Consider the following 14302-nt stretch of genomic DNA (forward strand, 5'->3'; position numbering starts at 1 on the left):
GCCCCATCCCTCGCTCGCACCATATGCGCAGGGTCTGACACTTGGAGCCGGGGCGGCACTTCACGTCGTCGACAATGAGCCCATGGACGTCCCTGAGCTGCTCGAAGCAGCTTCCCTGCTGGTTCCGGAAGAGACCGCCACCGCGAACGACATCACGGTGCGAGACGTCTGGGACTACCTCGTCCACGACGAGTGGGAGGTCGCCTTGGGGCTGCTGGAGGAGTTGGGGGGTGCTCCCCCGTGCCCTCTGGCGTTCTGGGAGAAGCTCGCCGAGGCGGCTGATCAGCTCCAGTTGGAACGGAGTGCGGCTTGGTGCCATTGGCGATGCTCTGAGCTCCGCAATGGCGTGATCCGAGCGGAGCTGACGCTCCGCCCCGCCGCCGAGACGCGGCGCACGACACCGATCTCCGCCGCCGGTGTTCTTCGACCCATGTGGAACATCGGACTCCGCTCGCCCACCGGTGGACATGCGGTCAGCATCGCCGGCCTCTGGGTTGAGAACATGCCCGTGTTGGAGCCCGGTGGGCGCGCCACGGTGCGCCTGGTGCCGCTCACTCCATCCCACTGGACGCACGTCCAGCCCGGTCAGGAGATCACCATGCACGAAGACCGAGACGCGGCCGGCACTGCGGTCGTCCTGGAGGTTCACGGTCCACGGACATGACCCCGATCCGGCGACGGAACCGACGTCGCGGAAGCCTGCAGACTAAGAGGTTCTGGTTGTCGGCAGGGTGGCTGTGAGGGAGAGGACGGCCGCGACCGACTGATGGTCGAGGTGGCGGTGCAGTAAGCGGGTGAACTCCTCCTCGCCGAGCGCGTCACGCTGTCGGCGCAGGGCCGTGAGGTTGCGGACCACGTTGTCCGACTTGACCTGCTGGTTGAGGGAGAGCGCCCGCACCATCAGCGGTACGGCCTCCTCCGGAAGGCCCTGTTCCGCGCGGAGGTTGCCCAGCTCGCCGTAGTCGAGCGCCACCTCCTTCCAGGCGCCCGCCGCCTCGTCGATGGCGAGGCACTCGCGGTAGCACCGCTCGGCCATCTCCAGGTCGCCCCGCAGCTGGGCCACCCGGCCGAGGTGGAACGTACTGTTGGAGACGCCCGCCCGGTTGCCCAGCCTCCGTTTCACGGCCACCGACGCGCGGAAGTACTCCTCCGCCTCCGCGTAGGCGCCCCGTTCCTGGCAGACCTGGCCGAGCTGGTGGAGCACGACGGCCCGGTTGGCCTCGTTCCCCAGCTGCTCGAAGAGCGTGAGCGCGGCCCGGTAGCTCCGCTCGGCGGCCTCCAGGTGGCGGGTACTCAGGTTCACGAGCCCCAGGTCTTCATGGCACTTGGCGACGGCCTCGGTGTATCCGGCCGCCTCGCACACGGGCAGCGCGCGGAGCAGGAGCATCCGGGCTGTGCCGTACGCGTCCCGCCTGCCCTCCGAGATGGCGAGCTGCACGTAGGCGGTGCCCAACGTCGAAGGAGTCCGCTCGGATTCGAGCATCCGGATGTACCGCACGGTGAGGTCGACGACATGGTCCGCGGTCCGGGCGTCGGCATGCCGTCGCACGGTCCGGTCGAAGGTGCCCGTACCGAGTTCCATGCACTGGACGGCGAGCCAGTCGAGGTCCCGGCGACCGCTCGGATCCCGCTGGTCCTCGAGCCAGGCCTGGAGGGTGCACGGCACCGCCTCCTCGGCCCGCCCACGAACCGTTCGTACGGGGCCGAGCTTGCGGTTGCACGCCGCGAGATGCCCCCGCTCGCCGAGCGCCTCGAAAACGGCGCTCGCGCGTGCGAAGCACGTCTCCGCCCAGGCCAGGTCCCCGAGGTCCCGCGAGATCTCGCCGAGCAGTTCGCAGCCTTCGGCGACGCTCGCACTGCTCCCGATCGTCTCGAAGATCTCCAGGGCCGCCCTCGCATGCGCGTGTGCCGTCGTGTGGTCGAAACGGGCCAGAGCGATCTTCGCCAGCCTGTACCGGCCGTTTCCCTCGTTGAGCCGGTCTCCCAGGGTGATGTGGTGGGAGAGCGCGACGCGCGTGCACCGTTCCGACTTCTCGTAGTCCTTCGCGCGGAAGGCCAGGATGCCGATCTGGTGCTGGGCGGCAGCGATCCCCTCGAGGTCACCCAGCTCCTCGCAGATGCCCAGCGCCTCGACGTACTGCCGCTCCGCGAGAAGGTCGTCGCCCCGGCGGCTGGCGTGGTGGGCGAGTTGGTGCAGGCTGATGGCCACCCGGGCGCGCTCCCCCACGCGTTCCGAGATCGCCATCGACTCCCGGTACAGCCGCTCGGACTCGTCGTGGTCCCCCCGGTGCTCGGCGAGCAGGCCCAGGTTGTGCAGCACACCGCCGACCAGGGCGTCCTCCCCCAGCTCCGCGAACCGGGACATCGCCTCCCGGTATCGGCCCTCGGCCCGCACGTACCGCCCGCGGCGGGCGTCCAGGCCGCCGAGCGCCGAGAGGAACCCGGCGGCGGCCAGCGACCCCGGTGCGGCCATCGCCAGCGCCTCCCGGCGCAGCCGCTCCTCCCGGGCCCACTGACCGCTCCGGTCGAGTTCGCGGCAGGCCTCCTCCGTGCGGTCGAGAGCCCGTTCCACCCGGCCGCCGGCCAGTTCGTGGAACCGCGCCTCCAGCGCGTAGCCGATGTAGGTGTCCTGTGCCGACGTCGTGCCGCACCGCCACGCCCAGTACGCGCCCGCCCTGCGGTGGGCGCGGGTCAGCGACTCCGGTCCGGCGACGCGCGCGAGCGCCTCGGCGGTCCAGCGGTGCACCAGATAGCCGTCGCCTGCGGGTGCGATGAGCCCGAGGTGCAGGAGACGTGCCAGGGCCTCGTTCAGAGCGTCCGGCTCGTCCGGCGGCTCCGTCGCCGCCGACGGGTCCACCTCCGCCGACGAGTCCACTTCCGCCGACGTGTCCACCTCCGCCGACGGGTCGGTCGCACATGACGGGTCCGTCGCACCGGACGGATCGGTCACACATGACGGGTCCGTCGCGCCCGACAGGTCCTCCGGCGCGTCCGCCAGCTGCCATCCGAGCCCCGTCAGGTCCACCGGGAGCCGGTACACGGCCGCGCCGAGGAGCAATCGCCGCGCCGAGGGGAGAGCGTCGAGCCTGGCGAGCAGCTCCGGCAGCAGCACGTCCTGCGCGATCTGCGCCCCGGTCTCGTCCACCTTCCGCGCCAGACCTCCGCCCGGAACGCTCTCCCGTGCGGCCGCGGCCCCCAGGCGTGCGCTCACCTCGTCGAAGCGGACCGAGTCGTCGCGCAACAGCGCGTCGAGGTACTCCAGGGACCGCGGATGACCGCCCAGACGCGCCCACACCTGCGCCCGTTCGGCCGACGGCAGGGCGTCGACTCCGGGCAGGCGCCAGATCAGCTTCCGGGTCTCCTGCCAGGTCAGCGCCCCGAGATGAAGGTGCTGGACACCCGCGATCGGGAAGGGATGCCTGCTGGTCACGAGGGTGCTGTGGCGCTCCGCCCAGACCTGGAGGAACTCCGCGAGCTCCGCGTCGGCGAGGTGGTGCTCCGCGTCCAGATTGTCCTCGGCGTCGTCGAGGACGAGCAGGAGCGGTACGGCGTCCCGCGCGGGCGCCCCGAGCAGCTCCCGCCAGTCACCTCCGGGCTCGTGCAGGGCGATCACCCACTGGCGCAGAGGATGGGTCTCGTCGAGCCCCTTCCTGGCGCAGTGGGCAGTCAGCCGGCGGCGCAGCTGCTCCATGATCGTGTCGACGGTCGTCTCACCGGCGACAGCCACCACGACACCGTCCGGCGCGGTCGCCGTGAAACGGCGGACCAGTTCGGCGGCGAGGCTCGTCTTGCCGATGCCCCCGATGCCGTGCAGCAGTACCCTCGGCTCGCTGCCGGCCAGCTTCCGCAGGGTCCTTCGGCGGCCGACGAAGTCGTGCCGTGCCCGGACCGTGCCGTCGGCCACGACCGCCTGATCCCGGGAGGGGGCGGGGTTGGTGCCGGGGGCGTCCAGAGGGTGGGCGGCGCGCGGCCCGGCAGAGGGGCCGCCGCCCGGCCGCAACTCCGGATCAGCGAGGAACAGCGTGGGCGTCGCCCACTCGGGAACGGGCCGCCGTTCGCACGCGAGTTCCCGGCGCACCTCGGAGAAGACGGTCAGCAGGTCCCCGTCCGGGCGGCGCGCCAGCCCCTCGTACAGGCGCGCGCACAGTTCGATGGCGTAGTCGTCGCTGACGGCGCCGTTCATCGCGAGTACGGCCTGGGCCCCGTGGTCCAGCAGGCTCCTGGCCAGACCGGGCAGTTGTTCCTGTCCCTCCAGCGCGGTGGAACAGCCCGCCAGCACGATGAGCGGCACCTCGCCGCCGGACGGCAGGACGTCCCGTACGAAGCGGCCCGCGTCCACCGCGTCCTCCTCGCCCGTGGGCGTCTCCAGGAGCAGGGCGCCTGGTCGGGCGTGGCAGGAGATGTGCAGGACGTCGCAGGGCTCGGCGTCGAGCGCGGAGCGGATGGCCGCCGTGCTGCCCCACTCCAGGACCCGTACCCGGTGGCCCCAGCGTCGACCGGGCTCCACCGCGTCCAGGATCCTCGCCCATTCCCGTTCGTAGTCGAGAAGGTCACCCGAGCTGTCGTCGGGGGCGGCGACCGCGGCGACGATCCGCAGGGGGCCGCCGGCCTCGGCGGGGGCGGGCTCGCCCGTGCGCCGCGTCGTCCGGTACAGGTCGACGCCGGGATCGAGCGCCAGCGGGACCTCCCGCCCGGGCGGAACGAGCGTCTCCCAGGGCAGGTCCGCCACCGTCGGATCGGTCACGTCGACGCCGACCCGGTGGCGGCCCGGTCGGCGCAGCTCCGCCGACAGCGCCCGGCCGACGGGGCCGTCAAGGAACCGGTCCGACAGCGCGACCCCCACCTCCCGCAGCAGGTCGTCGGAGGGGGCCCTGCGCAACCGCCACAGCAGATCCGCCGTGCGCTGGCTCTCCGCCTTCGGTGTCTGCGCGGTGGTGACTCCCCCGATGTCGCACCGCACGCTCGTGGTGCCGATGTCCAGCCTGATCACGTGCGCCCCCGCCCCGTCCCGCCTCACCGTGCGCCGTGCGCCATGTACGTACGCCGTGCGCCGTCACCCCACCGGTACCCTGTTCCATGGTGACGCCAACTGCCGTTCCGGCCATACTGAGTTCATGACGGACACTCCGGTGGAGCCCCCGCAGCCGAACGCGGTGCGGGTCAACGACGCCGGCCTCCTCGAGTACTTCGACGGAGAGGTGTGGGCGCCGTACGTGGACCTGCAGGACGACGATCCCGGGCCCCTCGGCCTCGTGATCCGGGGGGACTCCCCGTGAGCACTCCGGTGGCCGGGGACCCCGGCGCCGGTGTCCTCAACGCCCTGCCCTCGCCGCTGGACTCGGTCGCCGACAGCCGGGAGGCCGCTCGATGGACCCTGGCGTCCACCGGGGCGGTGGGCGCGCTGCTGCTCGGCGGCGGCCCGCTGCTCGCCGTCGGGCGGATCGACGACTGGGCGCACGCCGCTTGGGCGGGCGGCGGCCTGTTCGTGGCCCTGCTCGGCATCGCCTGGGCGATGTGGCGGACCAGCGAGGTGCTCGTACCGCCACTGACCACGCCCGAGGTCCTCACGTCACCGGCCCTGCACAAGCTGCGCGAGCGGTTCGACGCGGCGCCCGGCTTCTACTTCGGCTCCGCGGCCACCGACGTCGAGGGTCTGTTGCGGCATCGCCGGGTCGCCACGGAGATCTCCCGGCGGCTGGCGACCGCCGGAGCGGCGGAACGGACCGCACTGGAGCAGGGGTTGGCCACGGCCCATCGCAACATCGCGCGGACGGACCCGTACGTGCGCTGGCTGCTGGCGACCGCCCACGCCTGGATCGTGCGGGAGAAGCTGCGCAGGGCGCGACGGCACACCTTCCTCTCCGCCGTGCTCGTGATCGTCGGCGCGGTGGTGTTCCTCGGCGCGACGGGACGCTGAGCCGGCCCGACGCCTCCGGGCCGAGCCCGCGGACGCGCGGACGCGGGCCCCGACACCGCCCTCGCGATGACGAGCCCGGCCCTTGCGGACACGCCCGCGGGTCTCAGCGGTTGCACCCGCGGGTCTGGGCGGTTGCACCCGCGGGTCTCAGCGTTGCGCGTGCGCGCTCAGGAGCCCCACCACGTTGAGGAACGCGTACGTGCCGAGGACGTAGAAGAACACGCGCCAGGCGACGCCCTTCAGCTTCCAGCGCTCGTTCGCGCGGTCCATGGGGTGATCGTCCATTTGGCAGCTCCTCGCCGACCGACAGTACACTCGAACCCGATTCGGATTCGAGTGCGAATTCCAGAACAGTCTGCCCCGCGCACACCCCCGGGAGCGATCGTGATGAGCACGGAAGCATGCGGCACCACACGGCACGTCCCCCTCGAGGGGTACTCCGGCCGAGCGCGCGCGTGGCACAGAGCGAGCTGGAAGCGCGTGCTCCGTGAGGCGGCCGTCGGCGGCCTGATCATGCTCATACCCGCCCTGCTCCTCGGATTCTTCCTCTCCTGGACGATCGGCATCGCCATCGGTCGGCGCGACCGCCTCGACGGCCGCGCTCGCCTCCGTCTGGTTCTCGCTCAGAGGGCACAGGTTCGGGTGCTCCGCCAAGAAGGGCCTCGTCCTGGCACTGCGGTGGTGGGAGCAGGTCTGAAAGGCGCCCCGACCGGCACGGCGCCCTTCAGCCGTTGTCGGCGGCGGCGATCCACTCGTCGTAGAACGGCGGCATCGCGGACGCGGGCCGCGTGAAGCGCGGGCGCGCTTCTCACGGAAGGCCGACACCCCCTCGGCCCCGTCGCCGATGCTGGAGTAGAACATCGCAAGGGACTCCACCCGATGGGCGTCCTGCGGGCGTTCGAGGTTCGCGTTGCGGACGGTCAACTGACGGGTCAGCGCGGTCGCCACGCGTGAGCGGCCGAGCGTCCAGCGGTCCGCCGGCGCGCGGGCCTCCTTCAGAAGGCGGTCGGGCTCGTGGACCGCGTGCGCGAGGCCGACGGCCGCCGTGGCCTCCGCGTCGAGGATCTCAGCGGAGTAGAGCAGGTCCATGGGGCCTTGGGCAGGCCGACGAGGCGGGGCAGGAACCAGGTCGAGGCGGCCTCCGGCGTGATGCCGAGCCGGCCGAAGACGAGGCCGAAGCGCGCGGTCGTCGACATCATCCGCGCGTCCATCGCCAGCGTCATGGTCGCGCCGATCCCGACGGCGGGGCCGTTGATCGCGGCGATCACCGGCTTGCGGCAGCCGTGGATCGCCAGCGTGACCCGGCCTCCGGTGTCCCTGACCCGGCTGATGTCCGGACTGTTCAGATCGTCCATGTCGGCGAGCGTGGGGGTGCGGGACTCGTCGAGCCCGAAGACGTTGCCGTTCGAGCCGAGGTCCATGCCGGCGCAGAACGCCTTGCCCGCGCCGGTGACGATGACGGCCCGTACGTCGTCGTTGTCGTTCACCTCGGCGAAGGTCCGTTCGAGTTCGCCGGCCATGGTCGGCGTGAAGGCGCTCAGGCGGTCCGGTCGGTCCGGTCGGTCCAGGGTGACGGTGAGGACGCCGTCGTCGACGCGGTGGCGGAGGGTGGTCCAGGTCATGACGTGCTCGCTCCTGCCCGGTGGGTGAGGGCGGTGGGTGCGGCGGGGTTCATCCGCGCAGGTCGGCGAGCCTGCCGATGGCCTTCTCGGCGTCGGCCACGATGCCGCTGACGATCTCCTGGCAGGTGGCGACCGACTCGATGAGCCCCTGCGCCTGACCGGCCCACCACAGGCCGTCGTCCATGTGCCCCTGTTCGAGCACGCGGGTACGGCCCCGGACACCGGAGGCCAGTTCGGCGATGTCCTCGAAGGCCGCCCCGGGTCGCTGCGAGCGGGCGACGATCTCCTCGGAGATCGCGTTGCGCGCGACGCGGCCGGTGTTCCCGAACTCACGGAAGACCAGCTGGGTGGCTCGTTCGTCGTTCGCCACGATCTGGTCCTTGACGTTCCGATGCACCGGCGCTTCGGCGCTCGCGACGAAGCGGGTGCCCATGTTCACGGCGCAGGCGCCGAGCGCGAGGGCTGCGGCGAGGCCGTCGCCGGTCGCGAAGCCGCCGCTGGCGATGACCGGGATCTCCAGCCGCCGGACGGCGGCGGGGATGAGCACGAGGCCGGGGATGTCCTCCTCGCCCGGGTGCCGCGCGCACTCGAAGCCGTCGATGCTGACCGCGTCGACCCCGAGCGCCTGCGCCTTGAGGGCGTGCCGCACGGCCACCGCCTTGTGGATCACCTTGACACCGTTGGCCTTGAAGTCGGCCACGTGCTCGACCGGGTTGCCGCCAGCCGTCTCCACGACCCGTATGCCGCTCTCGATGATCGCCGCCCGGTACTCCGCGTAGGGCACCGGCTTGAGGGTCGGCAGAACGGTCAGGTTCACGCCGAAGGGCCGGTCGGTCAGCTCACGGCACCGCGCGATCTCCCTCGTCAGCGCCTCCGGCGTGGGCTGGGTGAGTGCCGTGAGGAACCCGAGGGCACCCGCCTCGGCCACGGCGGAGATGAGTTCCGCGGTGCCCACGCCGGTCATGCCGCCGCAGACGATCGGGTGGTCCACTGCGAACAGCTCGGTGAAGGTCGTCGAGATCATGATCAAGGCCGGCCAGGGCCCTCTCCGTTCTTCCGCCGTCGCCGTGCGGGAGTCGCACGGCGACCTCGTGTCGCATCGGCGTGGCGGGCCGACAGCGAGAATCGATTTCGAATCGAGTTTGAGTTTAGAGTCGTGCGGTGAGGAACTGTCAAGGTCCCGGCGACGCCCCGGCCCACCCCGATCGACCGGCGCACCCTCCACGGGTGGAGACGCCGGGCCTGCCGCCAGCCCCGCGCCCGCCGCTCGGACAGGCGAGCGACCGGGCCCTTGGATACGTTTCCTTCATGGAGAAGGACGTCTCCGCCTTCCTCGGCCGCCTGGCACACGAACGGGGGACGCGCTCGGACCAGTGGGTCGCTCTCGTGATGGAGCGACTGCGCGAGGAACTTCCCGGGCTCTGGCAGCACGAGGACCTCGCCCGGCGCGCGCTGGAGGAGACCGCCGCCCACGTCGCCGCCTTCCTCGACGCCCTGGAGCACGGTCGCGACGTCACCGAGGTCCAGGCGCCTCCCGCCGCCCTTGAGGTCGCCCGCCGGTTCGCCGAAGCGGGCGTACCGCTCAGCACGCTGCTCCGCGCCTACCGCATCGGGCACGTCAACATGCTGCGGCTGCTCCAGGAAGAGGTCACACGACTCACCGACGACCAGCAACTGGCCAACACCGCGACGATCCGGCTGATCGAGACCGGATTCGCATACGTCGACCTCAACTCGGAGCAGGTGGTCGCCACCTATCAGGAGGTGCGCGACCGGCAGGTACAGCGCAGGCTCATGATCACCAGTGAGGCGAGCAGACGGATCGGGACCACCCTCGACACCACGCGCACGGCCGAGGAGCTGGCGGAGGTCGGCGCCGACGGCTTCGCCGACCTCGTCACCGTCGACCTGCTCGTGCACGTCCTCCAGGGCGGCGAGGCCCATCCTCCGACGGAGGCGCCGGTGCTGCGCCGCGTCGCCCAGCGCTCCGCCCTGGACGGCTGCCCCGACTCCCCCGTCGCCACCGGTCAAGAGCACGCCTACGCACCGGAGTCGGCACCGGCGGAGGCGCTGGCCACCGGGCTGCCCCAGCTGCTGCGGGTCTCGGACTCGGACGTTCCGCGCTGGCTCGCACCGCCCGACCCGCTCCGCTTCGGCTTCCACTCGGTCCTGCTGCTGCCCTTGTACGCGCGGGGAACCACCCTGGGCCTCGCACAGTTCGTCCGCCACCGCACCCCTGCCCCGTTCGACGACGACGACCTGCTGCTGGCGCAGGAGATCGCCGGCAGAGCGGCGGTGTACCTCGACAACGCCCGCCGGTACACCCATGAGCGGACCACCGCTCTCGCGCTCCAGCACAGCCTGCTGCCCCAGCGCCCGGTGGAGCAGTCCGCCGTCGAGACGGCCGCCCACTACCTCCCGAGCGGCTCACGGGCCGGCGTGGGCGGCGACTGGTACGACGTGATCCCGCTGTCCGGCGGACGGGTCGCCCTCGTCGTGGGCGACGTCGTCGGCCGCGGGCTGCACGCGGCCGCCACCATGGGCCGCCTGCGGACCGCCGTGCGCGCCTTCGCCGACATCGACCTGATGCCCGACGAACTGCTCACCCATCTGGACGACGTGGTCATCCGCCTCCAGCGGGAGGAGGCCCACGAGGACGGCGAGATCAGCGCCACCTGCCTGTACGCGGTCTACGACCCCGCCACCCGCCTCTGCTCCCTCGCCAGCGCCGGGCACGTACCTCCGGCCGTGGCGCCCCCTGCGGCCGGCGGTGCACCGGCCGGCCTTCCCGAGCTGCCGGAGCTGCCAGAACCGCCGGAGCTGCCGAACCTTCCGGAGCCGCCGGAGCTTCCGGACCTTCCGGAGCTACCCATCGGCCCGCCGCTGGGACTCGGGGGCCTGCCGTTCGAGACCGTCCGCTGGGAGCTGCCCGAGGGGAGCCTGCTGGCGCTGTACACGGACGGCCTCATCCAGAGCCGTACGCGCGATCTCGACGCCTCTCTGACGCTGCTGAGCGACACCCTCGCACAGGCGTCACGGGCCTCCGCCTCGCCGGACGAGGTCTGTGAACGGCTGCTCGCCACGATGCTCCCGGCACGCCCCGCCGACGACGTGGCCCTCCTGGTCGCGCGGACCCGGGCACTCGACCCCGGCCACGTCGCCACACTCGACCTCCCGTCCGACCCCGCCGCGGTGTCGGGGGCGCGTCGCTTCTGCGCCGACACGCTGGGCGCGTGGGGCCTTGACGAGCTGTCCTTCACCACGGAACTCATCGTCAGCGAGCTGGTGACGAACGCGATCCGGTACGGCAAGCCCCCCATCCTCCTGCGGCTCGTCCTCGACTCGTCCCTGACCTGCGAGGTGTTCGACGGCAGCAGTACCGCGCCGCACATGCGCCGGGCCAGGACCTTCGACGAGGGCGGCCGCGGCCTGCTGCTCGTCGCCCAGTTCGCCGCGCGCTGGGGTACGCGACCCGGCCGCGAGGGCAAGACCATCTGGGCCGAGCAGCCGCTTCCGTAGGCGTTCGACGGCCCCCGACGGCCCCGGCGGGGCCCTCCGTAGGCCGGCGAGGCCCGCCGGGCCAGGGGGCGAGTCGGCCTCATCGAGGGACCGGGTCTCCGTGCGGTACGAGGCGGGCACGGACTGGGCACTCGCCTTCTGGGGCACCGTGCTCGTCGGCGGGATCGCCGTGGCCTGTCAACACCCGGTCGGCGCCGCAGGAGGTGGAGGCGGTCCTCGCCGACGCGGGTGTGAAGGTCGACCTGCCGGAGGGCGCCCCGCTGCCGGACGGCGATCCGTTCGTCGCCCCGGACCCCGACCCCACCGACGTGGCCGCCCTCTTCTACACCTCGGGCACGACCGGGCGCCCCAAGGGGGTGCCGACCACGCACGAGGCGTTCGTGACCAACGCCGAGAACCTGATCCGCTGCCTCGGCATCCCCCGGGACGCCGGCCCCGAGCTGCGGACCTTGGTCTCGGTGCCGCTCTTCCATGTCACCGGCTGCAACGCGCAGTTCGTCGTCGCCGCCGTCCTCGGCGGCACATCGGTGATCATGCCCACGCTCGATCTGCCGCGCCTCGCGGCGGCGTTGACGGAGGAACGGATCTCGTTCCTCGTGACGGTGCCCGCGGTGTACTCCCTGCTGCTGCGCCGCCCGGCCTTCGCCGGTGCCGACGTCTCCGGGGTGCGCTGGCTGGCGTACGGCGGCGCCCCGATCGCGCCGTCACTCGTGCGCGCCCTGAAGGACGCCTTTCCGGCGGCCACGGTGATCAACGGGTACGGCATGACGGAGACGGCGTCGCTGATCACCGTCCTGCCGGACCGGGACGCCGCCGAGCACGCGGACTCCGTGGGCTACGCGGTGCCGTCGGTGGAACTCGGCGTCGTCCCGATCGGCGACGACCCCTGCACGGGCGAGCTGGTGGTCCGCGGGGTCACGGTGACGACCGGCTACCGGCGCAGGCCGGAGGCGACGGCGGAGGCATTCACCGGAGGATGGCTGCACACCGGGGACATCGTCCGGGTCGACGCGGCCGGGCGCGTGCACATCGTCGACCGGATCAAGGACATCATCAACCGCGGCGGCGAGAACATCTCCAGCGCCGAGGTCGAGGGGGTGCTGCTCTCCGCCCCCGGAGTCGCCGACGCCGCCGTCCTCGCCGTGCCGGACGACGTCATGGGCGAGAAGGTCGGAGCCGTACTCTTCGTCGACCGGGCGGAGCTGGATCTCGCTGCGGTGATCGCACACTGCGGGGAGCGGCTCGCCGACTTCAAGGTGCCGCAGTACGCCACGGTCGTCGGCGAGGCGCTGCCGCGCAATGCAGGAGGGAAGCTGCTGAAGAACCGGCTGCGCGAGCAGGTGCGGTGGGGCGATCCGCTGTGTTGACGTCCGCCCGCGAGCCCGCCGGCGGCCCGTGCGGGCCGGTCGCGGTCACCCCGTCGCTTCGGAGCCGTAGGTCTCCAGGTACGCGGTGACCATGCGGCGCGCCTCGTCGATCGTGGCGTCGTCCCCGGCCGGCGAGCGCCGGAACGCGCTGTCGAAGAGCCGGGTGGCCGCCTCGAAGGCGAGGAGCAGCGCGAGCAGGGGCGTGTCGGCCGACACGAGGCGCTGGTCGACGAGGTGGCGCCAGAGCCGTTCCGCCTGAGCCTCGTCGAAGGCGCGCACCATCTCGTCGAGCGCGGCGTGCTGGCGTCCCGCGAACCACAGCTCCGTGCAGCTGCGATGGCCGCGCATGTAACCGAGGAGCAGGTCGATCATGACGTCGACGGCCTCGCGCAGCGTCTGCGCCCTGGGTTCGGCCAGGGCGAGGCCGATGAGCCGGTCCAGCTCGCCCAGGTGCCGCTGCAGCAGTTCGGCGTCGACCTGGTACCGGTCGGCGAAGTAGTGGTACATCGAGGCGATCGGGATGCCGGCCCGCTCGCCGGTCGCCTTCAGGGTGGCGGCTTCGTACCCCTGCTCGGCGAGCAGCGCCTCGGCGGCGTCGAGGATGGCCTTCCTGCGCTCCATCCCGCGGCGCTGGGCCGCTGGGCGAGCCGGAGTCCGGCTTGTCGCATTTTTATCGAACACGATTCGAGATCGTATCAGCCGAACGACGCCGCCTCCCCCTTCCGCGCGTATTGACACGCCTCGGGAACTCCTTAAACTCGAACTCGTATCGACATCCACTTAACCAACCGAGCAAGCGCGCCGAACGGAACGGAGAAGCCCATGGCGGCCGGCGCGACCGCGTTGACGCGGACGCGCGGGCTCAGCTCGACTGCCAGCTCCTTGGTGAGATGCATCAGCATCGCCTTGCTCGCGCCGTACATCCCGATGCCGGGTTCCGGCCGGATGCCGCTGAGTGAGGCCACGTTGACGACCGCACCGCCGCGGCCGGACAGCCACGCCTTGTGCACCTTCTAGACCCACGACAGCGCGGCCAGGGCGTTGACCTCGACGACGGTGCGGGCCACGTCGAGGTCGAGCTCCATCAGCGGCCCGTACACCGGGTTGATGCCCGCGCTGTTGACCAGCAGGTCGGCGCCGCCGAAGGTGTCGACCGCCTTCGCGATCACCTCTTCCTGGTGGGCGGTGTCGGCGGCGTGGCCGGCGACACCGAGCGCGCGGTCGGGACCGCCGAGCGCGGCGACGGCCGCGGCCAGCGCGTCCGGCTTGCGGCCGGTGATCACCGCGTGTAACGCCTGACTCGCGGCGGGCGACCGTAGTGCACCGGGGAGTGCCCTTGGCCGACTCGCATGACTGCCTGCGAGTTCTGGAAACGAGTCACCCCCCGGCTTTCTACGTACCGAGAGACGACGTGCGGACGGACCTGCTGTCGCGGTCGGCACGGACCACACGCCGCGAGTGGAAGGGAATCGCCACGTACTGGAACGTCGACATCGGAGGCGAAACCGTCCGCGACGTCTGTTGGAGCTACGAGATGCCCGACCCGGGCTACGCAGGGATCGCCTTCCATCTTGCCTTCTACGCGAGCAAGGTCGATCTCTGCACGGTCGGCGGCGAGAAGGTGCGGGCACAGGCCGGTGCTTTCTACGGCGGATGGATCACGAACGAGATACTCGGCCCCTTCAAAGGCGAAGGAGGAACGTCCGGCTGGTGAGATGGGGCGACAGACCTGGGCCCTCAGGAGCGATCGCCCGATCCGCTGCATCCACAGCACGCGCGTCGGCCGAAACAGGGGCCAGAGAAAGCCGGCAGGTTCGCTCTCCCATCACGAGGCGACAGGAGCCCGCACCCTACCCGCGAGGTTCCCGTTCCTCCCT

At 71.8% G+C, this 14302-nt stretch carries 11 protein-coding genes and 1 pseudogene; 6 read left to right on the top strand and 6 right to left on the bottom strand.

All coding sequences use genetic code 11. The features are described from left to right. Positions 1-82: 82 nt before the first annotated feature. Complete coding sequence (locus ACF09C_RS01495) at positions 83-664, top strand: hypothetical protein (RefSeq protein WP_392087370.1); 582 nt, start codon at positions 83-85, stop codon at positions 662-664. 42 nt (positions 665-706) lie between these two features. Here the strand turns inward: ACF09C_RS01495 and ACF09C_RS01500 are convergent, their stop codons facing one another. Further along, complete coding sequence (locus tag ACF09C_RS01500) at positions 707-4990, bottom strand: tetratricopeptide repeat protein (RefSeq protein WP_392087372.1); 4284 nt, start codon at positions 4988-4990, stop codon at positions 707-709. 124 nt (positions 4991-5114) lie between these two features. Between ACF09C_RS01500 and ACF09C_RS01505 the strand changes: the two genes are divergently transcribed. Beyond that, positions 5115-5276, top strand: a complete 162-nt coding sequence (locus ACF09C_RS01505) for a hypothetical protein (protein WP_392087374.1) — start codon at positions 5115-5117, stop codon at positions 5274-5276. Further along, positions 5273-5917 carry a hypothetical protein gene (locus tag ACF09C_RS01510; RefSeq protein ID WP_392087376.1) on the top strand — a complete coding sequence of 215 codons (645 nt, stop codon included), beginning with the start codon at positions 5273-5275 and terminating at the stop codon, positions 5915-5917. Before ACF09C_RS01505 ends, ACF09C_RS01510 begins: the two co-directional genes overlap by 4 nt. A 147-nt stretch (positions 5918-6064) precedes the next feature. Here ACF09C_RS01510 and ACF09C_RS01515 read toward each other — a convergent pair whose 3' ends face one another. The 3 genes from ACF09C_RS01515 to ACF09C_RS01525 form a co-directional block, all read right to left on the bottom strand. Beyond that, entirely contained in the window at positions 6065-6202 is a 138-nt protein-coding gene (locus tag ACF09C_RS01515; protein WP_392087379.1) for a hypothetical protein, read from the bottom strand. Between the two features lie 710 nt (positions 6203-6912). Further along, the gene (locus tag ACF09C_RS01520; protein WP_392087381.1) at positions 6913-7539 is read right to left on the bottom strand and encodes an enoyl-CoA hydratase-related protein; all 627 of its coding nucleotides are present in this window, start codon (positions 7537-7539) and stop codon (positions 6913-6915) included. A 49-nt stretch (positions 7540-7588) separates the two neighbouring features. Next, on the bottom strand, positions 7589-8563 hold the full coding sequence (locus ACF09C_RS01525; protein WP_392087384.1) for an NAD(P)H-dependent flavin oxidoreductase: 975 nt from the start codon (positions 8561-8563) through the stop codon (positions 7589-7591). Between the two features lie 284 nt (positions 8564-8847). On the opposite strand from ACF09C_RS01525, the gene ACF09C_RS01530 reads away from it, so the two are divergent. Together ACF09C_RS01530 and ACF09C_RS01535 are read left to right on the top strand one after the other, a co-directional pair. Then, on the top strand, positions 8848-11058 hold the full coding sequence (locus ACF09C_RS01530; protein ID WP_392087385.1) for a SpoIIE family protein phosphatase: 2211 nt from the start codon (positions 8848-8850) through the stop codon (positions 11056-11058). Positions 11059-11261: 203 nt separating this feature from the next. After that, entirely contained in the window at positions 11262-12425 is a 1164-nt protein-coding gene (locus ACF09C_RS01535) for a class I adenylate-forming enzyme family protein (RefSeq protein ID WP_392087387.1), read from the top strand. Between the two features lie 45 nt (positions 12426-12470). On the opposite strand, the gene ACF09C_RS01540 is transcribed toward ACF09C_RS01535, so the two are convergent. After that, entirely contained in the window at positions 12471-13046 is a 576-nt protein-coding gene (locus ACF09C_RS01540; protein WP_392087389.1) for a TetR/AcrR family transcriptional regulator, read from the bottom strand. A 131-nt stretch (positions 13047-13177) separates the two neighbouring features. Continuing rightward, positions 13178-13708: pseudogene (locus ACF09C_RS01545) on the bottom strand (SDR family NAD(P)-dependent oxidoreductase). A gap of 35 nt (positions 13709-13743) precedes the next feature. Here ACF09C_RS01545 and ACF09C_RS01550 point away from each other — a divergent pair. Then, complete coding sequence (locus ACF09C_RS01550; protein WP_392087392.1) at positions 13744-14139, top strand: DUF427 domain-containing protein; 396 nt, start codon at positions 13744-13746, stop codon at positions 14137-14139. Positions 14140-14302: the final 163 nt, after the last annotated feature.

Source organism: Streptomyces sp. NPDC014870, from assembly GCF_043081505.1.
GTDB lineage: Bacteria > Actinomycetota > Actinomycetes > Streptomycetales > Streptomycetaceae > Streptomyces.

Bases quoted from the DNA above. Each gene is read 5' to 3' on its own strand.
- ACF09C_RS01520 (WP_392087381.1), bottom strand. From the start codon at position 7,539: ATGACCTGGACCACCCTCCGCCACCGCGTCGACGACGGCGTCCTCACC.
- ACF09C_RS01540 (WP_392087389.1), bottom strand. From the start codon at position 13,046: ATGGAGCGCAGGAAGGCCATCCTCGACGCCGCCGAGGCGCTGCTCGCC.
- ACF09C_RS01495 (WP_392087370.1), top strand. From the start codon at position 83: ATGGACGTCCCTGAGCTGCTCGAAGCAGCTTCCCTGCTGGTTCCGGAA.
- ACF09C_RS01530 (WP_392087385.1), top strand. From the start codon at position 8,848: ATGGAGAAGGACGTCTCCGCCTTCCTCGGCCGCCTGGCACACGAACGG.
- ACF09C_RS01525 (WP_392087384.1), bottom strand. From the start codon at position 8,563: ATGATCTCGACGACCTTCACCGAGCTGTTCGCAGTGGACCACCCGATC.
- ACF09C_RS01515 (WP_392087379.1), bottom strand. From the start codon at position 6,202: ATGGACGATCACCCCATGGACCGCGCGAACGAGCGCTGGAAGCTGAAG.
- ACF09C_RS01505 (WP_392087374.1), top strand. From the start codon at position 5,115: ATGACGGACACTCCGGTGGAGCCCCCGCAGCCGAACGCGGTGCGGGTC.